Origin of the sequence: Nonomuraea turcica, from assembly GCF_030718205.1 — a bacterium.
Lineage (GTDB): Bacteria > Actinomycetota > Actinomycetes > Streptosporangiales > Streptosporangiaceae > Nonomuraea.
This window is the reverse complement of the sequence record NZ_JAUZQF010000007.1, coordinates 243,456-262,167: the sequence shown is the minus strand read 5'-3', so window position 1 is coordinate 262,167 and position 18,712 is coordinate 243,456. Positions and strand designations below refer to the sequence as shown.

Genomic DNA, 18,712 nt, shown 5'->3' with positions numbered 1-18,712 from the left:
CAGGCCCGGCCCGCTGGTGGCGGGCCGGGCGGGGAGATCAGCCCGCGGCCTTGACCGCGTCGTCGACCAGCTGCTGCCAGGCCTTGTCGTGCGGAACGGAGCCGTCGTCCATGCCCTGGATGACCGACTCGATGGCGTTCTTGACCTGGGCGTGCTTCACGCCGAGGAAGACCGGCTGCAGGCTCGACGCCGACTTGGCGAAGATCTCACCGATGGGGGCGTCGTTGAAGAACTCGTTCTTCGCGCCCTGCACGGCCGCCTCCTGCTGAGCCTTGGTGTTGCTCGGCATGTTGCCGAAGTCGGTGAAGATGCTCGCCTGGGTCTGCGCCTGCGTCAGGTAGTCGGCCACCATGGCCGCTTCCTTCGGGTTCTTGGACTGCTTGGGCACGGCCAGCCAGGAGCCGCCCCAGTTGCCGCCGCCGCCCGGCACGGACGCGACGTCCCACTTGCCCGCGCCGCCGTCGCCGGCGTTGCCGCTGACCACGCCGAGCATCCAGGACGGGCAGCCGAGCGTGGCGAACGAGCCCTTCTGGGTGCCCGCCGCCCACTCGTCGGTGAAGTTGCGCAGCTTGGCGGTCAGGCCACCCTGGCTCATCTTCGAGGCGAAGTCGAAGGCTGTCTTCACCGCCGGGTTCTTGTCGACGATGAGGTTGTTCTGCTGGTCGAAGTAGGCGACGTTGCCGTTCTTGGCCGCCTCCTGGTAGAGCACCACCTGGTACAGCGTGTTGGTGCCGTCAGCCCACTTGGTGTCCTTGACCTTGCCCTGGAACTGCTGGCCGACCTTCATGAACTCGTCCCACGTCGGCCACAGGGCGCTGACCTCCGCCCGGTCGGTCGGCAGGCCGGCCTTCTTGAACAGGTCCGTGCGGTAGCAGATGCTCATGCCGCCGATGTCGGTGCCCAGGCCGAAGACCTTGCCGTCGGTGCTGACACCGGTCTCCCACTTCCAGGCGGGGAAGTCGGCCTTGCGGGACTCCAGACCGTACTCCTTCAGGTCGGCCCACCACTCGGGGTGCGCCTTGGCCAGGCCCATGCCGCCCTCGTCGATGCCGACCACGTCGCCCGCGCCGTTGCCGGCCTGCAGCCACTGGATCATCTGCGGCCAGTACTGCTGCTCGAACTGGTCGGTGAGGTTCTCGTGCTTGATCTGGATGTCTTTGTGCTCGGCGTTCCACTTGTCGATGACGTTCTTGTAGCCGAAGTTCGTGCCGCCGCCGAAGGTCTGCACGCGGATCGTGACCGGCTGGGCCGCCGAGGAGGCCGGAGCGCCGCTGGACTGGGGGGTGCTGCCGGAGCCGCAGGACGCGACGGTCAGCGCCGCCGCGGCGACCACCGACGCCGCGACAAGGCTGCCGCGACGCTTGCTGATCATCATGGTGGACCCCTTCTCGGGTGAATGTTGGGGGGAGTGCACCGCGGCATACGCTCCGCCGCGGTGGGAGTGTTTGGGAGCGCTCCCACAAAGGGTGCCCTTGCGGCGTCTACACGTCAATCCACCGAAACGCAACCGTTACCAATGGTGCGATTTGGAAAGATGAAGTCGGACTTACAAGGATAAAGTACGCAAAGACCCGATTGGGAGCGCTCCCACCACAAGAGACATCTTTTGTGTCACATCCTGGGCATGTCGCCCGTACACCTTCGCTTGCTCACAGTCACCCCCGGCGTTGCGGGCCTCCGAGTAGGGCCCCGACGGAGTGCGCAGCGAGTCGCGCCCTCGGAGATCACCCGCGAGCAACGCACCTGAGCCCGCCAGGGGATCGGCTCTTCTGGCCGACCGCGGCCGCATGGCCGGCGTGGCCCGGACTCAGGGCGGGGTGGGCGCGGTGCCGGCGCGGCAGGCGGCGGCGCGTTCCTCCAGCAGTGTGCGCTCGCGGGCGTTGCGGGTCATGCCCGCCGCCCGCTCGAACTCGGCTTGTGCCTCCTCCCGCCGTCCCAGCTTGAACAGGAAGTCGCCGCGGACGCTCGGCAGCAGGTGATAGTCCTTCAGCGAAGGTTCCTCCATGATCTGGTCCAGGAGCTCGAGCCCGACCGCCGGGCCGTAGGCCATGGACAGGGCGACCGCCCGGTTGAGCTCGACGACGGGGGAGCGCGACAGCTTGGCCAGCTCTTCGTACAGGCCGGCGATGCGTATCCAGTCGGTGTCCTCGGGGTTGAGCGCGCGGGCGTGGCAGGCGGCGATGCCGGCCTGGAGCGCGTAGGGGCCGTGGGCGCCGCCGAGGTCTTCCATGCGCTCCAGGGCGGTCAGGCCGCGGCGGATGAGGAGCTGGTCCCAGCGGGCGCGGTTCTGCTCGAGCAGGAGGATGGGCTCTCCGGAGGGGCCCACGCGGGCCGCTGAACGGGACGCGTGGATCTCCATCAGCGCCACGAGCCCGTGGACCTCCGGTTCCTTGGGCAGCAGGCCCGCCAGGACCCGGCCCAGGCGCAGGGCGTCCTCGCACAGGGCGGGGCGCATCCAGTCGTCGCCGGCCGTGGCCGAGTAGCCCTCGTTGAAGATGAGGTAGATGACCTCCAGGACGGCGGCCAGGCGGCCGGCCAGCTCGGCGCCCTGCGGGACCTCGAAGGGGATCTGCTTGTCGGCCAGGGTGCGCTTGGCGCGGACGATGCGCTGCGCCACCGTGGACTCCGGGACCAGGAACGCGCGGGCGATCTCCTCGGTGGTCAGGCCGCCGAGGACGCGCAGCGTCAGCGCCACCCGCGCCTCCATCGACAGTGCCGGGTGGCAGGCGGTGAACACCAGGCGCAGGAGGTCGTCCTCGATCTCGTCGACCTCGGGGAGCTCTGCCTCGTGCTCCAGCCGGTGCCCGAGCTCGGCGAGGTTGCGTTCGAGGCGTTCGTTCCTGCGGATCAGGTCGATGGCGCGGCGCTTGGAGACCGTCATCAGCCAGGCGCCGGGGTTGCGCGGCACCCCGGACTCGGGCCACTGCTCCAGGGCGGCGACCAGCGCGTCCTGTGCCAGCTCCTCGGCAAGGCCGACGTCGCGCACCAGCCGGGCCAGTCCGGCGATGAGCCGGGCCGCCTCGATCCGCCAAACCGCCTCGATCGCGCGATGCGTGTCGGTAGCCGTCACGGGCCCATAAGACCAGGGCCGCACGCCGCCTCGCAACCGCTGCCGCCGCCGTGGTCACGCGGTAGGTGCTGGGCGTGGACGACGCCGCGCTGATGAGGCGGCCGGTGCCGCGGTCAGTCGCCGGGCTGGTCGGCGCGGAGGCGCTCGCGCATGGCCTCCGCACGCTCGCGCTCCTCGGCGGGCATCGAGTCGTCCGGCACGTCCGAGGCGTCGAACACCCGCCACACATCCAGCCCGATCCCCTCGTGCCCCGGCGGCACCGGGAGGCGCAGCGCCCACTCGAGGGCCTCTTCCCTGGACTTCACCTGGATCAGCCAGAACCCGGCGATGAGCTCCTTGGCCTCGGCGAACGGCCCGTCGATCACGGTGGCCTTGCCGCCGCTGTAGGCGATCTGCGCACCCTGCGAGCTCGGGTAGAGCCCTTCGGCGGCCAGCAGCACTCCGGCCTTGGCCAGCGACTCGTTGTAGGCGTGCATGTTGTCGACGAGCTCCTGGCTGGGCAGCACCCCGGCCTCGGTCTCCGCATTGGCCTTGCCGACGATCATGAACTTCATCGGTGTTTCTCCCTTCACGCGTCAGCGACGTCTCGCCAACGCGTCGAACGGCTGCGGGGCGAATCGACACTCTTTCGCGAAGTTCCGCGCCGCGCCACTCCGGACCAAAAAATCTACGTTGTAAAGGCGTCCAGCTGGTCGAGGAACGCGCGGGCGGCAGGACCGCAGTCGGCCAGCGACGGGACGGCCAGCCCGAGCGAGCGGGTCATACCCGGCTTCAGCGGCCGGGTGACCACCGCGCCGAGGTCCGCGGGCAGGCCCAGGGTGGGAACGATGCTGACCCCGAGCCCCGCGGCCACCATCTCGAGGATGGCAGCCGGGCCGCTCGCCTCGAAGGCGACGTCGAGCCGTACGTCCGACGCCCGCGCCGCGGTCATGATCAGCGGGCGGCAGCCGGCGGTGGTCAGGATGAACGGCCGGCCGGCGAAGTCGGCGAGATGCACCACTGCCTGATCGGCGAGCGGGTGGCCGGCGGGCAGCACGGCCACCATGTCGTGGGTGCTCAGCGGGACGGTGTCCAGTCCGGGGGCGGGCAAGGTCACGACGCCGACCTCGGCGGCGCCCCGGTGCAGCCAGGTCCGGATGTCGTCGTCCACCCCCTCGAACAGCCGTACGCGCACCTGCGGGTAGCGGTCTGTGAACGCGCGCAGCAACCGGGCGATGAGCGTTCCCGTGGCGCTGGGGAGGCTGGCCAGGCGCAACTCGCCGGTGATCTGGCCGGCGGCGGCCGCCACGTCGGCGCGGACGAGGTCGAAGTGGCGCAGCGCCTCGCGGGCCCGGTCGACCGCGCGGCGGCCGGCCTCGGTGAGGGCGATGCCGTCGCGGTGGCGTACGAACAGGGCCGCGCCGAGCTCGCGTTCGAGCGCGGCGATGGCGCGGCTGACGGCGGGCTGGGACATGCCGGTGTGGTCGGCGGCGGCGGTGAAGCCGCCGTGCTCGGCGACCGCGATCAACGCCCGGAGCTGCGCTAACGTCATAGCGGCATACCCTAATTGGTATTTGACCGGCGGTTGGTCAGAACCCGATGGTTATGCCATGTCTGAGCGAATGACGATCGAAGTCGACGGGCGGCAGGCCAGCTATCTGACCGCGGGCGAGCGGGGTCCCGTGGTGTTGCTGCTGCACGGGACGTACTGGAGCCGGGTCTGGCAGCCGGTGCTGGACGAGCTGGCGGCGGCGGGGCTGCGTCCCGTCGCGGTGGATCTGCCGGGGCTGGGGCGCTCCGAAGGGGAGCTCACGATGGCGACGGCGGCGGTCCCGGCGCTGGCCGGGTGGGTGGCCAGGTTCGCGGCGGCGGTGGGCGCCGGTGAGCCGCTGGCGGTGGCGGGGCACGACATCGGGGGCGCGGTGGCGCAGCACCTGCTGGCTGCGGGTGAGGTGAAGGTGGGGCGGCTGGCGCTGGTCAACTCGGTCACGTACGACTCGTGGCCGGTGCCGGGCGTGGCCCGTTTCCGCGATCCGGCGGTGGTGGCGGCGGTGACCGCGGAGGAGCTGCTGGCCGCCCGCCGCACGGCCGTCGCCACGGCGCTGCACCGCCCCGCGACGGAGGCCGAGCTGGCCGACTACCTGGACCCGTGGAACGACGTCCGGGTGCGACGGTCGTGGATGGCGCTGGCGGGCGCCGCCGACAGCCGCTACACGCTGGACCTGGTGCCCGCGCTGCAGGCCGACGGGACGCCGAAGCTGCTGGTGTGGGGGGAGGACGACACCTTCCAGGAGGTCGGGTACGCCGAGCGTTTCGCCGCCGAGATGCCGAACACCTCCCTGGTCCGCGTCCCGAACGCCGGTCACATTCCGATGGAGAACGATCCGGCCGCGGTCGCCGCCGCTCTGGGGCGGTTCTTCGCGGAGTGATGGATGGGCGATCACGGGAAGAAGCCCCTGAACGCCGCGAGCGCGCGTCCCGCGGAGGGACGCGCGCTCGTTCGGATGTGCGGAGGGTCAGGCGGCGTACTCGGGGTAGCCGTAGCCGACGATCTGCGACTTCGGCCGCACCCGCTCTTCGACCTTGCCGTTGCCGGTGTTGCCCTCGACGGTGGAGACGGTGCCGTCCTGGTTGTCCTTCACGACGAAACCGACGTGGTTGATGTCGCTGATGTCCTTGCTGCCGCTCCAGGAGAAGTACACGACGGCGCCGGGCTTGGCGACGGTGCCGAAGCGGTTGTTGGCCTTGAACCACTTGGCGTGGGCGACGGTCCAGGCGTCCCAGCCGATCTGCGGGCGGGCGCCGGTCTGCTCGCCGACCCAGGAGATGAACATCGCGCACCAGGGAGCGTTCAGGTACTCGGCGCGGCTGCCGCCGTCGCGGGCGATGGTCTCGGCGGCGCGCTGGGAGTTGGCGTACCACTGCTGGTACTTGGTGCCGCCGCCGGCGGCGTTCTCGCTGGTGCCGACCTGGGATTTGGCCAGGGCCAGGACCTGGGCAGCGGTGACGTTGATCTTGTTCTCGTCGGTCGTGGCGGTCTTGATGCCGGCGTGCTCGGCCTTGGAGGCGACCGGCTGCTTGTCCGCATTGGCCGTCGCGGCGATGGCGGTGCCCGTGACGTGAGCGGTGGCTGCGGAGGCGAGGATGGTGGCGCCGAGGGCGAGGCGCGCGACGTTGATCTTGTGGGCAGCGAAAATGGGGTGCTTGGCCATCGGGGGATTACTCCTTGCTTCCATGCCGCTTACCGGGTTAGCTGACGGGCTCGGGCGTGGAAGCTGCCCTACGGCACCGAAGTGCCGATTCGCCCCAAAGGACTGGGTCCCCGGTTCCGCACAAGGCGGATTCAGCGGTCACAGGACGGTCCTGTGATGTTTCGTGCGATGGTCGGACATGTCCGGACAAACCGGACGCATGCCGCAAGATGCCCCATAAGGTAATACATGAGGCAAGGGGATTACAACTACATAAAAGCCCAGCTAGGCGAGTTGCCTGCGAGCGTCGGCCAGAAGCCCCATCATGGCAAGGGATTCGTCAAGCGGCATGATCGAGCTTTCGGTCCTGCCCTCGGCCGTGGCGGCACGGACTTCGCGGAGCTCTCCGGCGTAACCGTTGTCGGCCGGATCGAGCACGTGCTCTTCCGGCTCGATTGATGGGCCGGTGAGGACGATCCGCTGCGGCGCCCAGAACGGAGCCTGGATGTCCGCCCGCATCAGAGTCCCTACAACGCTGGCATTGTTCGGGTAATTCCCGAGCAACGAGGTCGACACGAGAGCGTGCCTGCCACCGGGATAGAGCAAAACGCCGGCGGTCTCCGCGTCCACCCCGTTCGGGGCCACGGAGCCGGTGACCCGCAGGCCGGAGGGCATGCCGAGGAGCAGCTGGGCCAGCCCGAACGGGTAGATCCCCAGGTCGAGCAGCGCGCCGCCGCCCAGCTCGGGCGCCCAGAGCCGGTGGGCGGGGTCGTAGGGCAGGGAGAAGCCGAAGGAGGCCTGCACGGAGCGGATCTCGCCGAAGCGCTCATCGGAGGCGATCTTCTGGATGAGGGGGTTGAACCTCATCCACATGGCCTCCATCAAGAAGACGCCCGCCTCGCGTGCCAGGCGCACCATCTTCTCGGCGTCGTCCACGGTGGCCGCCAGCGGCTTCTCGCACAGCACGGCCTTGCCAGCGGCGATGGCGGCCTCGGCGACCTGAAGGTGCTGGGCATGCGGAGTGGCCACGTAGATCGCGTCCACGGCCGGGTCGGCGCACAGCCGCTCATAGGAGTCGTAGGCCGACTCCGCGCCCAGCGTCGCGGCCAGGGCCTGCGCCCGGCCGAGGTTCCTGGAGCCGACGGCGGCCACCCGCATGCCCGGTTCGGCCACGATGGCCGCTCCCACCGTGCGCGCTATGCCGCCTGTCGCCGCTATTCCCCATGCAAAATCCCGCACAAGGGGAGATCGTAGACGTATCAGGTCATGTTGAAGGTGTCGGGGTCGGGTCCGATGCGCTTGTTCCTGTTCATGGCGCCGATCGCGGCCATGTCCTCGGCGTCGAGGATGAAGTCGAACACGTCGATGTTCTCGCGGATCCGCGACGGGGTGGCGGACTTGGGGATGACGACGTTGCCGAGCTGCAGGTGCCAGCGCAGCACGATCTGGGCGGGCGTCTTGCCGTACTTGCCGGACAGCACGCTCAGCGCCGGGTCGTCGAGCAGGCCCTGGCCCTGGCCCAGCGGGCTCCACGCCTCGGTCAGGATGCCGTTGGCCTCGTGGAAGGCGCGCATCTCGCGCTGCTGCAGGTAGGGGTGAAGCTCGATCTGGTTGATGGACGGCGTGATCTCGGTCTCGTCCATGAGCCGGGTCAGGGTCTGGACGGTGAAGTTGGAGGTGCCGATGGCCTTGGCCCGCCCGTCACGGTAGATCTTTTCGAGGGCCTTCCACGCCTGCACGTACTTGTCCTGCTTCGGGACCGGCCAGTGGATGAGGAAAAGATCGACGTAGTCGAGGCCCAGCCTGGCCAGGCTCTCATCGAAGGCCTGCTCGGCGCGGCCGTGGTCGGCGTTCCACAGCTTGGTGGTGACGAACAGCTTATGGCGGGGGCGCTTGGCGCTGCGCACGGCCCGGCCCACGCCCTCCTCATTGCCGTACGCGGAGGCGGTGTCGATGTGCCGGTAGCCGGCCTCCAGAGCGATCCGCACGGTTTGCTCGGCCTCGCCGCCGGGAATCTGCCAGACGCCGAACCCGAGCTGCGGGATCTGCACGCCGTCGGTATTGAGCATGAGCGAGTTCATACCCTCCATTGTTCACGTTCCGTTCCGGGCGGCTTAAGGCGACAAGGCTAACTTGGAGCGGTCATGAACGGGCCATCACCCGGCGGGGAGGGCGAACGAGTGGTCGAACAGGCGTCGGCCTGGGTGGAGTCCCCGCTCCAGATGCTGTGCGCCGTCGAGGCCCACCACGCCGGGCTCCTCGGGCCCACGACGGCCGTCGTGCCGCGAGCGGGCCTGCGGCCACTGAAGGCCACGCGCAAGGAGCTGCGCAGGCTCGGGTTGCCCGAGGGCCTGGAGCTGGCCGAGCCGCGCGACCAGATGCCGCGGCGCGTGCAGGCCGTGGGTGACGCCTTCTCCGGCAAGGTGCAGCTGCGCTGGCTGATCTCCAACCCGGGCCGCATCGTCATCGTCGACGACGGGCTGGCCACGATCCGGCTGCTGGAGCTGCTGGCCGCGGGGCCCCGCCGGCCGCTGCTGCGGGCCCGCGCGCAGCCCACCAAGCTGCGCACCGTGCTCGGCCTGGCGGCCGCGCTGCGGCTGCGGCTGAGCAAGGTCTCCGTCTTCACCGCGCTCGACGTGGACAAGGATCTGGAGGACGGCGTACGCCGCGCCGGCGTCGACCTGGTGCGCCACGACTTCGCCTGGCTGCGTGCCCAGCCGCCCAGCGCCGAGGGCCCCGCCGAGCGCACCGTCGTCCTCGGCACCTCGCTCGTCAGGAACGGCCTGGTCCACCGCGACCGCTACATGCGCTGGCTGACGGACCTGGCCTCGCAGGAGCCGGTCGCCTACTACCCGCACCGCCGCGAGGACCCCGTGGACGTGGCGCTGATCCGGGAGCGCCCCGGGATCACCGTCCACGACGCCGGCGCGCCCGCCGAGCTGACCCTGCGCGGCCTGGACTCCGGCCAACGCGTGCTCAGCCTTCCGTCGACCGCGATCACCTCGCTGCGGGTGCTGCTGAGCCCGCGCGGCGTCGCCGTCGAGCCCGTGGACGTTCCCGAAGACTGGTGGACCAGCAGGGCGGCTCCCGCCCTTCGCTCGCATCTGACTGGAGTGTCCGGTTGAAAGTGTTGGCGGTCGCCGACTCCGACTCGTACCTGAAGTGGGCGGCCTGCCTGCTCGCCGATCTGCCCGAGGGCTGCGTGACGGACCTGGTGGTGGTCCGCACGCCGATCGCGCCCTCGCCCGAGCAGATCGCCGCGGCCGTGGGCGAGCGGGAGGCGCCCGCGGTGATGTCGGCCCGGTCAGTGCGCCGGGCGGCCGAGCGCATCCAGCCCGACGTGATCCTCGTGGCCTGCACGGGACCGGTCGTGGACGTGCTGGTGGCCGAGGTGCTCGCGGACCTGAGGCCGCGGCCGGTGTTCGTCAGCGGGCTGCCGGGCATCTCGGTGCCGGCGACCGACAAGGCGTGGCAGTACCGCAGCGGGTGTGACCTGTTCGTGGTGCACAGTGAGCGGGAGGTGGCCGAGTTCGGCGAGATCGCCCGCAGGCTCGGCGGGGGAGGGGCGGTGGGCCTGGCCCGGCTGCCGTTCCTGCGGTCCAAGGTGGCCGCCCAGGGGGGCAACCGGGTGGTGTTCGCCACTCAGGCCAAGGTGCCGCGCGAGCGCGAGGAGCGTGAGCGGATCCTGGTGGCGCTGGCCGAGCTGGCGCGGCTGCGGCCCGACCTGGACGTGGTGGTCAAGCTGCGGGCGCTGGAGGACGAGCGGCAGACGCACAACGAGCGCCACCACTACCAGCGGCTGTGGCGGGAGATGGGCGAGCCGGGGCGGCTGGTGTTCGAGGCCGGGTCGATGCACGATCAGCTGATGCGGGCCGCCGGATTCGTCACGGTCAGCTCGACGGCGGCGCTGGAGGCCATCGCGCTGGACGTGCCGTTGCTGGTGCTGCGCGACTTCGGCGTCAGCGCCGAGATGATCAACCTGGTGTTCGAGGGCAGCGACCTGCTGGGGACCCTCGACGAGCTGGCGGCGGGCGACTTCCGCACGGCGTCGGCGGCCTGGTGCGCGGCCAACTACTTCCATCCGGTGGAGCGCAACGACTGGGCGGGGCTGCTGACCGGGCTGGTCATCTCCCGGCCGCGGGTGCCCGCCAAGTCGCTGCTCGACGGGCCTGAGTTCGCGGCGGCGCGGCGGCGGGCCAGGCTGCGGGTGGAGGTGCCGCCCACGATGCTGCGGGCCGGCTACAAGGCCAAGCGGCGCATGCGCCGCTACCTGCGCGCCCTCACCTGACCCCCGGCCCCTTGCCGCCGCTCCTTCGCCGCCGCGCGGGGCGGTGAGCGCGACGATGCCGCGGATCACGCGCCTATGGCCGGGCGCTGAAAAGCCGACGCATACGTCGAGGCCCCTGGCAGAGAGCCAGGGGCCTCGACGCCGGGCGATCAGATCGCGGATCGGATCTTCCGCCGCAGCCGGGTGAGCGTGCTGGGCTTGGCCACGAAGCCCAGCGTCTCCAGACGCTTGCGCTTGAAGTAGCGGGCGTCGAACTCGATGCCGGCAGGCCGCAGGTCGGGGTAGGCCTCGGCCTGCATGCAGTAGCCGACCGCGCGCACCAGCGCCGGCAGGTCCACGGCCGGGGGCTGGTCGATGTGGCCTTCGGCCGACAGCCGCGGCAGCAGCGCGTCCACGATCGTGACCGGGATCCGGTTGCTGTTCTCGTACGGCGCCAGCCGGTCCAGCACGAGCTCCGTGCCGTAGGAGGCCACGGACAGTCCGAAGTAACGTTGCGCCGTCACCAGCCCGGTGGAGAAGCAGCCGACGACCAGCTCGGGCCGGAGTGCGGCGAAGCACACCTCGGCCGGAACGCTCTCCCCGGGCACCGACAGCCGCACCCCCAAGGGCTCGGCCGCGGCCCGCATCAGCTGGGCGTGCCGGCGCCCGGCGGCCGGGTGCGGCTTGAACACGATGTTGGTGTAGCCGCGGGCGGCCAGCGCCTTGAGCATCGTCTCGTGCAGCGCCGCCTCCTCCTCCGGCGTGACGATCTCCAGGGCCGACAGGTATTGGCCGAGGATGACGGCCTGCCCGGCCATCATGTCGGGGGCGGTGGAGGTGACCTCCCGCACGATCGCCAGGAAGCGTTCGGCGGGCAGGATCTCGGGCGCGACGCCGTACTCGCTGAGCAGCAGCGGCGTCAGCCCCGGCACCAGGTCCAGGTGGAGCAGCCGTTCGATGCGGCGGAAGATCTCGGCGGGCAGCGGGTCGCGGGTCGGGCCGTAGCTCATCAGCCCGTCGGAGTAGACCGTGATCGGGCAGTCGCGCACCAGCCCGGCGATCGTCCGCGCGGGCGGCACCGCGATCGACTCGACCACCAGCTCCTCGACCCCGTCCAGCCCCCAGTGGGAGCGGATGAGGCGCTCCATCATCGGCACCTCGATGACGCGTGCCTTCCAGTCCGACGGGTGCAGCGGCGCGATGAGGTCGTTCCAGGAGTGCACCTCGTCGAAGCGCGAGCGCAGCACCGCGAAGCCGGGCGTCTTGTCCAGCGGCGTCGACACCTCGGGGATGGAGGCGTTGTTGGACACGACGAGGACGCGCCGCCCGTCGCCGAACCGGCCGTCGTCGATCGCGGCGGCCAGCGACATCGCCCCGAACAACGTCGAGGCGTAGAAGACCTTCACGATGTCTCCTCCCGGTCGCGGCGGACCCGGACGTGCGGACTGGGTGGCAGGTCGGGCGCCAGGGCCCGCAGTGTGGCCTCGCGCTCGATGGACATGCGCGACACCGCCTCGGACACGATCTCCGCCGGCAGCGAGCGCACCATCTGCGCGCCCCGCTCCTCGAAGCGGGCGCGCAGCGTGGGCGTGAACCGATCGGCGATCTCCAGATGGTGGGCAAGCAGCGCGCAGAAGTTCCGTGCCGCCTTGGGCATGAACTCCGGCTCCAGATCCTTGAACACCAGCTCGAAGGCGTCGAAGAAATGCAGTTGGCGCTCGTCGCCGACCTGGGTCAGCGACCCCGACACCATGCGCCGGTAGAACACCCCGGCCAGCGACACCACGGCGAACGAGGCGGCCTCCCGGTGCAGCCGCCAGATCCACGGCCGGTCCTCGGCGGTGTGCAGGGAGCCGGGGAAGTGCAGCAGGTCACCCAGCGAGCGCCGGTAGACCCCGGCCCAGGCGTAGGGGTAGTCGACCATCGTCCGCACATTCGCGGGCAGGATCGCCTCGCGAGGGTTGAGCACCGTGCCCCTCCGCGCCAGAGGGGCACGGTGCACGACCCGCTTTCGGCCCTCGACCTGCACGTGGTCGGCGCGCACGAAGTCGCAGCCGAGCCCGTCGATGGCATCGACGAGCCGTGCGAGGTAGCCGGGGGCGAGCCAGTCGTCGCCGTCCATGTACGTCACGTACCGGCCGGAGGCCGCCGACAGGCCCGTGTTGCGGGCGTCGGCGAGCCCTACCGGCGCGGGATTGCGCAGTACGGTCAGCCCGGGGAGATCGGCGCGGAAGTCGTCGATGATGTCCCCGGTGGCGTCTACGGACCCGTCGTTGACGACGATGAACTCGAAGTCGTGCCGAGCGTTACGGCAGAGCGAGGTGAGCGCGTCGGCGATGAAACGCTCGCCGTCTCGAATCGGCACGACGACCGAGAGCGTGATCAATGGTTTGTTCTTCCTGGTGGTGACGGTCAGACGGTCACCCGGCGAAGGCGGGCCTTCGGGGCCTCCTCGCCGGGGAAGACGCGCTTGACGCCGTCGCCCATGGCCTGCTCGATGATCCGGATGTCACGCACGAGGTGCTCGAGCCCGGACGGCTCCAGCGAGGCCGCGTGGTCGGAGCCCCACATCGTCCGGTCGAGCGTGATGTGCCGCTCCACGCACACGGCGCCGAGCGTGACGGCGGCCAGCGAGATCTGCAGGCCGCGCTCGTGACCGGAGTAGCCGACGGGGACGCCGTAGCGCTCCTTGAGCGTGGTGATCGTGCGCAGGTTGGCTTCCTCCGGCGGCAGGGGGTAGGTGGACGTCGCGTGCATCATGATCAGCCTATCGGTCCCGAGGATCTCCACGGCCGCGTCGATCTCCGACAGCGTGGACATTCCGGTTGACAGGATGATCGGCTTGCCGGTGGCCGCCAGGGCCCGCAGCAGCTCGTGGTCGGCCACGCTGGCCGAGGCCACCTTGTGCGTCAGGACGTCCATGTCCTCCAGGAACTCGATGGACGGCACGTCCCACGGCGAGGCGAACCAGTGCACGCCACGCTCGTCGCAGTATTTCGCGATCTGCCGGTATTCGTCGCGGCCGAACTCGGTCCGCTCCTTGTACTCCAGGTACGTCATCTCGCCCCACGGCGTTTGCCTGATCTGGCCCTTCTGCTCCTCGGGCACGCAGATCGCGGGGGTGCGCTTCTGGAACTTGACCGCCTGGCAGCCGGCATCGGCGGCCACGTCGATGAGCCGGCGGGCGATGTCGAGGTCGCCGTTGTGGTTGATGCCGATCTCGCCGATGACGTAGACGGGCTCCCCGTCGCCGACCAGCACGTCACCGATCGCCACCGGGCCGAGCTGAGGCCGTTCCTTGACCTCGACCACAGGCACCTCGGGGCGGGCGGCCACGACGCGGTCGCACAGCTCGCGCACCGCGCCGGAGCCGCCGGCCGTGGTCAGCACCACCCGGGCGGCGGCGCGCACCCGCGGGTGGGCGTCGGGCGTGGCGACGGGCCAGCCGACCTCGCCCATCGGGCCCAGGTCGTTGACGTCGTTGCCGACGTAGGCCACGCGGGCCGGGTCGAGGCCCTCGATGCGCAGCCAGTCGCGCAGCACGGTCCTCTTGTCGGCCAGCCCCTGCAGCACGGGGACGCCGAGCTTGCGGGCGCGGGCGGCCACGACCGGGTTGTGCTCGGTGGACATGATGAGGACCTTGACGCCGGAGCGGCGCAGCAGCGACACGCCCATCCCGTCCGAGCGGCTGACGAGCACCATCTCGCGGCCGTCGGAGTCGACGTAGGCGCGGTCGTCGGTGTGCACGCCGTCGAAGTCGGTGATGACGGCGTCGACGTCGATGGGCTCGGGCTTGTCGACGAACGGCGCGAGCGCGCGGACCAGCTCCAGGTCCTCGGGGTTGTCGACCTCGATGGCGTGCTGCGGCGGCACCGGCTGCACGGCGATGGCGCCGAAGAAGCGGTGGCCGTGCTCGCGCAGCCCGGAGGTGCGCATGACGTAGAAGGCGCCGTTCTCGCGGAACTCGGGGTCGCGGTCCTGCCGGCGCTGGCGGACGGCGGGGTCGTGGTTGACGCCGCCGCCGGTGGCGGTCCAGAGGAACTCGTGCGTCGGCAGGCCCGACACGACCGAGTCGGCCTCGCCGTCGAGCACCTTGCGCACGGCGGCCGACAGGTCGTCGGGGTCGATGAACGCGCTCGTGCACTGTACGAGCACGACCACCTCGGGGTCCTCGCCGAGAGCGTCGAGCGCGTGCAGCACGGCGGACTCGCTGGAGGCGGTCGCGCCGCTGAGCTCCTCGGGACGCTCGACGACGAGGGCGCCGGCCTCGCGGGCGGTCTCGGCGATCTGGGCGTGGTCGGTGCTGACCACGACCTGGTCCACGAGCTCGGCGCGCACGCAGGCCCGCACCGCGCGGGTGACCAGCGGGACGCCCCCGACCAGGGCGAGGTTCTTCAGGGGTACGCCCGCCGAACCTCCGCGGGCGGGAACAACGGCCAAGACTCGCAAGGTGTGTCTCCTCAAAGCATCGGATTGCACCCAGAAGCTAGAGGGCCGGATTGAACGGCCAGCGTCACCGTCATTAACTTTCTATGGGGATCCGGTAGAGAAGCTCTGGCCGGCCCACTGCGCCGTACTGCGGCATGCGGGCCGCCACACCCAGCTCTACCAGGTGTTCCAGGTAGCGGCGGGCCGTCACACGGGACACTCCTATCGCGTCGGCCACGGCTTGCGCCGGCATGCCCTCGGGCCGCTCGCGCAGCTTGGCGGCCACGGCGTCGAGGGTGTCCTTCGACATGCCTTTCGGCAGCTCCGAGCTGCCTCTGAGGGTGCCGAGCACGCGGTCCACGTCCCCCTGGCCGACGGCGACCCCGGCCTCGTCCTTGAACCGGGCGTAACGGGTGAGCTTTTCGAGCAATGTCGCGAACGTGAACGGCTTGAGAAGGTATTGGGAGATGCCGAGCGACACCGCCGAGCGGACCACGGCCAGGTCGCGGGCGGAGGTGACGGCGATGATGTCGCACATGAGGCCGCCCGCGCGCACGGCCCGGCACACCTCCAGGCCGTGCATGTCCGGCAGGTGCAGGTCGAGCAGGATGAGGTCCACGGGCCTCTTGCGCAGGAAACGCAGCGCCTCGCCGCCGGAGCGGGCCACCCCGGCCACCTCGAAGCCGGGCACCCGCTCGACGTAGATGCGGTTGGCCTCGGCGGTGATCTCCTCGTCCTCGACCACCAGCACCGAGATCATCGTGCTCCCTCCCGGTCCAGGCGCGGCCGCTCCGGGATGGGCAGCCTGATGGTGAACACCGAGCCTCGTACGTCGATGGTGCCACCCAACCGGCGCACCGCCTGCCCCACGAGGGCGAGGCCGAGCCCGCGGCCGTCGCCCTTGGTCGTCCAGCCCTTGGTGAACGCCGCCGGGTCGGGCGGCCCGGGCCCGTTGTCGGCGACCCTGATGAGGACCTCCTTGCCGTCCGCGCTCAGGTGCACCTCCACGCGGGTGGCCGCGTCGATGGCGTTGTCGATGAGGTTGCCCACGATCGTGACCAGCTCCCGCGGGTCCAGGCCCAGGTCGTCCAGCTCGCTGTCCTGGCTGATGACCAGCTCGCTGCCGCGCTCGGCGGCCTCGGCGCTCTTGCCCAGCAGCAGCGCCGCCAGCACCGGCTCGCGTACCGAGCCCACCACCCGGTCGGTGAGCTCCTGTGCGGCGCGCAGCTCGGCGGTGCCGAGTGCCACGGCCTGCTCGGTGCGGCCCAGCTCCACCAGCGTGATGACGGTGTGCAGCCGGTTGGCGGCCTCGTGCGCGGCGGCGCGCAGCGTGTCGGCGAAGCCGCGCTCGGCGTCGAGCTGGCCGCTCAGCGCCTGCAGCTCGGTGTGGTCGCGTACGGTCACGACCGTGCCGAGCCGGCTGGCGGCGCTGTTGACGGCCAGGACGCGGTCGCCCACCAGGTGAACGCGTTCCTCGTCCCCGGTCAGCACGTCCGCGAGCCCGAGCTCGGCCACGTGCCGCCCTTCGGCGTCGCCGGGCAGGCCGAGCAGGTGCCGGGCGGCGTCGTTGCACAGCGTCAGCGTGCCGTCCTTGCCGATCAGCAGCAGCCCCTCTCTGACGGCGTGCAGGATCGCGTCGTGGTGGGCGTGGATGCGGCCCAGCTCCACGGGGTCGAGCCCGTGGGTCTGGCGGCGCAGCCGCGCTGTCACCAGCCACGTGCCGGCGCCGCCCAGGCCGAGCGCGAGCGCCACGATCAACCCGCCCCAGGCCAGCCGGTCACGCAGCCAGCCGCTGATCCTTTCGACCGTGATGCCCGCGCTGACCAGCGCGACCACCCGGCCGTCCGAGACGACGGGGGTGACCGCCCGCTCGGACGGGCCGAGCGTGCCGGTGTAGGTCTCGGTGAACGTCCTGCCCGCCAGCGCCGGCCCGATGTTGCCGCGGAATTTCCTGCCGATCTCGGCCGGGTTGGGGTGGGTATAGCGGGTGCCGTCCGGCTTCATGATGGTGATGAAGTCGACGCCGGTGCTCTTGCGTATGCCCTCCGCCAGCGGCTGCAGCCGCGCGCTCGGGTCGGGGCCGTCCAGGGCCTCCCGCACCTCGGGCGTCGTGGCCACGGCCACCGCCACCGCCTCGGCCGTGCTCCGGGCTTCATGGGTGAGCAGATCGTGCGCCTGCACCAAGGCCAGCACGGCACCGCCGGTGGCCGTGACCAGGACCACCAGCAGCTGCAGGACCAGCATCTGCCCCGCCAGGCTCCAGCGCCGCATGTTAACGACTTCTTTCGTGAACGTAACTTACGCAATCGTGACCTGGGTCACTTGTGCAGCGCATAGTCGCACAACCGGAACTTCCCCCCAAATGGCTGGAGAACCGCCCTATGCGTGATCGCACTCGCTACCTCTACGTGGCCGTCATCGTGGCGGTCCTGCTCGGCATCCTGGTCGGGTTTCTCTGGCCGGACGTGGGCAAGGAGCTCAAGCCGCTCGGCACCGGCTTCGTCTCGCTCATCAAGATGGTGATCGGGCCGATCATCTTCTGCACCATCGTGCTCGGCGTCGGCTCGGTCCGGCAGGCGGCCAAGGTCGGCAAGGTCGGCGGTCTGGCGCTCGGCTACTTCATCGTCATGTCCACGGTCGCCCTGCTCATCGGCCTGGTCGTGGGCAATATCATCCACCCGGGCGAGGGGCTCCAGCTCACCGACGCCGCCCGGCAGGCGGCCGAGGCGGAGGCGGCCAAGGGCGCCGAGAGCGGCAGCACGGTCGACTTCCTGCTCGGCGTCATCCCCGACACGCTGGTGTCGTCGCTGACCTCGGGATCGGTGCTGCAGGCGCTGCTGGTGGCCCTGCTGACCGGGTTCGCGCTGCAGGCCATGGGCGCCAAGGGCGCGCCGATCCTGCGCGGCGTGGAGCACCTGCAGCGGCTCGTGTTCCGCATCCTCGCCATGATCATGTGGGCGACGCCGGTGGGCGCCTTCGGAGCGATCGCCGCCGTCGTGGGGGCCACCGGCATCGAGGCGCTCAAGAGTCTGGCGATCATCATGGCCGCCTTCTACATCACCTGCCTGCTGTTCGTCGGCGTCGTGCTCGGCCCGATGCTGTGGCTGGTCGCCCGCGTCAACCTGTGGTCGCTCTTGCGGTACCTCGGCCGCGAGTTCCTGCTGATCCTGTCCACCTCCTCGTCGGAGACGGCGCTGCCCAGGCTCATCGCCAAGATGGAGCACCTGGGCGTGAGCCGGACCGTGGCCGGCATCACCGTGCCGACCGGCTACTCCTTCAACCTCGATGGCACCGCGATCTACCTGACCATGGCCACGCTGTTCATCGCCACGGCGACCGGGTCGCCGCTGGAGCTCGGCGAGCAGGTGGCACTGCTGCTGTTCATGATGGTCGCGTCCAAGGGCGCGGCGGGCGTGACCGGCGCTGGTCTGGCCACGCTGGCCGGCGGCCTGCAGGCGCATCGGCCCGAGCTCGTCGAGGGCGTGGGCTTCATCGTCGGCATCGACCGGTTCATGTCGGAGGCCAGGGCGCTGACGAACTTCGCCGGCAACGCCGTCGCCACCGTGCTCGTCGGCACCTGGACGGGCGAGTTCGACCGGGAGCGCGCCGAGCAGGTGCTGACCGGGCACGCCCCGTTCGACGAGGCCACGCTGCTCGATGACGAGGAGCGGACCGAGCCGGAGGCCGGCGAGAAGGAGCTGACGAAGGTCTAGGGCTTGCGGCCCGGCGGGATGAGCTCGAAGTCGCCGAAGAAGGCGCCGATCTCCCTGCCGGGCC

General features: G+C 70.6%; 16 protein-coding genes and 1 riboswitch. Of the genes, 4 read left to right on the top strand and 12 right to left on the bottom strand.

From position 1 onward, the window contains the following. Positions 1-37 precede the first annotated feature (37 nt). The 4 genes from Q9G87_RS20255 to Q9G87_RS20240 all read right to left on the bottom strand — a co-directional run bounded on the left by Q9G87_RS20255 (position 38) and on the right by Q9G87_RS20240 (position 4,601). The gene (locus Q9G87_RS20255) at positions 38-1,375 is read right to left on the bottom strand and encodes an ABC transporter substrate-binding protein (RefSeq protein WP_305917961.1); all 1,338 of its coding nucleotides are present in this window, start codon (positions 1,373-1,375) and stop codon (positions 38-40) included. A 432-nt stretch (positions 1,376-1,807) separates the two neighbouring features. Further along, the gene (locus Q9G87_RS20250; RefSeq protein ID WP_305917960.1) at positions 1,808-3,070 is read right to left on the bottom strand and encodes an RNA polymerase sigma factor; all 1,263 of its coding nucleotides are present in this window, start codon (positions 3,068-3,070) and stop codon (positions 1,808-1,810) included. Between the two features lie 113 nt (positions 3,071-3,183). Beyond that, complete coding sequence (locus Q9G87_RS20245; RefSeq protein WP_305917959.1) at positions 3,184-3,624, bottom strand: YciI family protein; 441 nt, start codon at positions 3,622-3,624, stop codon at positions 3,184-3,186. Between the two features lie 113 nt (positions 3,625-3,737). Next, entirely contained in the window at positions 3,738-4,601 is an 864-nt protein-coding gene (locus tag Q9G87_RS20240) for a LysR family transcriptional regulator (protein WP_305917958.1), read from the bottom strand. A gap of 58 nt (positions 4,602-4,659) precedes the next feature. Here Q9G87_RS20240 and Q9G87_RS20235 point away from each other — a divergent pair, with 58 nt between their 5' ends. Continuing rightward, a complete protein-coding gene (locus tag Q9G87_RS20235; RefSeq protein WP_305917957.1) occupies positions 4,660-5,478 on the top strand; it encodes an alpha/beta fold hydrolase in 819 nt (272 codons plus the stop codon). 87 nt (positions 5,479-5,565) lie between these two features. Here Q9G87_RS20235 and Q9G87_RS20230 read toward each other — a convergent pair whose 3' ends face one another. The 3 genes from Q9G87_RS20230 to Q9G87_RS20220 form a co-directional block, all read right to left on the bottom strand. Further along, on the bottom strand, positions 5,566-6,261 hold the full coding sequence (locus tag Q9G87_RS20230; RefSeq protein ID WP_305917956.1) for a CHAP domain-containing protein: 696 nt from the start codon (positions 6,259-6,261) through the stop codon (positions 5,566-5,568). Between the two features lie 11 nt (positions 6,262-6,272). Beyond that, a riboswitch (cyclic di-AMP (ydaO/yuaA leader) is annotated at positions 6,273-6,408 on the bottom strand. Between the two features lie 117 nt (positions 6,409-6,525). Then, on the bottom strand, positions 6,526-7,479 hold the full coding sequence (locus tag Q9G87_RS20225; protein WP_305917955.1) for a Gfo/Idh/MocA family protein: 954 nt from the start codon (positions 7,477-7,479) through the stop codon (positions 6,526-6,528). A 20-nt stretch (positions 7,480-7,499) separates the two neighbouring features. Continuing rightward, a complete protein-coding gene (locus Q9G87_RS20220; protein ID WP_305917954.1) occupies positions 7,500-8,321 on the bottom strand; it encodes an aldo/keto reductase in 822 nt (273 codons plus the stop codon). Positions 8,322-8,384: 63 nt separating this feature from the next. Here Q9G87_RS20220 and Q9G87_RS20215 point away from each other — a divergent pair, with 63 nt between their 5' ends. Beyond that, positions 8,385-9,365, top strand: coding sequence for a hypothetical protein (locus Q9G87_RS20215; RefSeq protein WP_305917953.1), 981 nt, complete (start codon positions 8,385-8,387; stop codon positions 9,363-9,365). 2 nt (positions 9,366-9,367) lie between these two features. Then, complete coding sequence (locus Q9G87_RS20210) at positions 9,368-10,528, top strand: DUF6716 putative glycosyltransferase (protein WP_305918146.1); 1,161 nt, start codon at positions 9,368-9,370, stop codon at positions 10,526-10,528. 149 nt (positions 10,529-10,677) lie between these two features. Here the strand turns inward: Q9G87_RS20210 and Q9G87_RS20205 are convergent, their stop codons facing one another. From Q9G87_RS20205 to Q9G87_RS20185, 5 genes are all read right to left on the bottom strand, one after another. After that, complete coding sequence (locus Q9G87_RS20205; protein WP_305917952.1) at positions 10,678-11,913, bottom strand: polysialyltransferase family glycosyltransferase; 1,236 nt, start codon at positions 11,911-11,913, stop codon at positions 10,678-10,680. After that, positions 11,910-12,872 carry a glycosyltransferase family 2 protein gene (locus Q9G87_RS20200; RefSeq protein ID WP_371825798.1) on the bottom strand — a complete coding sequence of 321 codons (963 nt, stop codon included), beginning with the start codon at positions 12,870-12,872 and terminating at the stop codon, positions 11,910-11,912. Before Q9G87_RS20200 ends, Q9G87_RS20205 begins: the two co-directional genes overlap by 4 nt. A 47-nt stretch (positions 12,873-12,919) precedes the next feature. Further along, positions 12,920-14,956, bottom strand: coding sequence for an N-acetylneuraminate synthase family protein (locus tag Q9G87_RS20195; RefSeq protein ID WP_305917950.1), 2,037 nt, complete (start codon positions 14,954-14,956; stop codon positions 12,920-12,922). Between the two features lie 73 nt (positions 14,957-15,029). Further along, entirely contained in the window at positions 15,030-15,695 is a 666-nt protein-coding gene (locus Q9G87_RS20190) for a response regulator (protein ID WP_305917949.1), read from the bottom strand. Continuing rightward, positions 15,692-17,206 carry a sensor histidine kinase gene (locus Q9G87_RS20185; protein ID WP_305917948.1) on the bottom strand — a complete coding sequence of 505 codons (1,515 nt, stop codon included), beginning with the start codon at positions 17,204-17,206 and terminating at the stop codon, positions 15,692-15,694. Before Q9G87_RS20185 ends, Q9G87_RS20190 begins: the two co-directional genes overlap by 4 nt. A 110-nt stretch (positions 17,207-17,316) precedes the next feature. On the opposite strand from Q9G87_RS20185, the gene Q9G87_RS20180 reads away from it, so the two are divergent. Further along, a complete protein-coding gene (locus Q9G87_RS20180) occupies positions 17,317-18,648 on the top strand; it encodes a cation:dicarboxylate symporter family transporter (protein ID WP_305917947.1) in 1,332 nt (443 codons plus the stop codon). Positions 18,649-18,712: the final 64 nt, after the last annotated feature.

Coding starts and splice junctions, on each gene's coding strand:
- Q9G87_RS20255 (WP_305917961.1), bottom strand. CDS start 1,375: ATGATGATCAGCAAGCGTCGCGGCAGCCTTGTCGCGGCGTCGGTGGTC.
- Q9G87_RS20215 (WP_305917953.1), top strand. CDS start 8,385: ATGAACGGGCCATCACCCGGCGGGGAGGGCGAACGAGTGGTCGAACAG.
- Q9G87_RS20190 (WP_305917949.1), bottom strand. CDS start 15,695: ATGATCTCGGTGCTGGTGGTCGAGGACGAGGAGATCACCGCCGAGGCC.
- Q9G87_RS20220 (WP_305917954.1), bottom strand. CDS start 8,321: ATGAACTCGCTCATGCTCAATACCGACGGCGTGCAGATCCCGCAGCTC.
- Q9G87_RS20185 (WP_305917948.1), bottom strand. CDS start 17,206: ATGCGGCGCTGGAGCCTGGCGGGGCAGATGCTGGTCCTGCAGCTGCTG.
- Q9G87_RS20230 (WP_305917956.1), bottom strand. CDS start 6,261: ATGGCCAAGCACCCCATTTTCGCTGCCCACAAGATCAACGTCGCGCGC.
- Q9G87_RS20240 (WP_305917958.1), bottom strand. CDS start 4,601: ATGACGTTAGCGCAGCTCCGGGCGTTGATCGCGGTCGCCGAGCACGGC.
- Q9G87_RS20245 (WP_305917959.1), bottom strand. CDS start 3,624: ATGAAGTTCATGATCGTCGGCAAGGCCAATGCGGAGACCGAGGCCGGG.
- Q9G87_RS20235 (WP_305917957.1), top strand. CDS start 4,660: ATGTCTGAGCGAATGACGATCGAAGTCGACGGGCGGCAGGCCAGCTAT.
- Q9G87_RS20180 (WP_305917947.1), top strand. CDS start 17,317: ATGCGTGATCGCACTCGCTACCTCTACGTGGCCGTCATCGTGGCGGTC.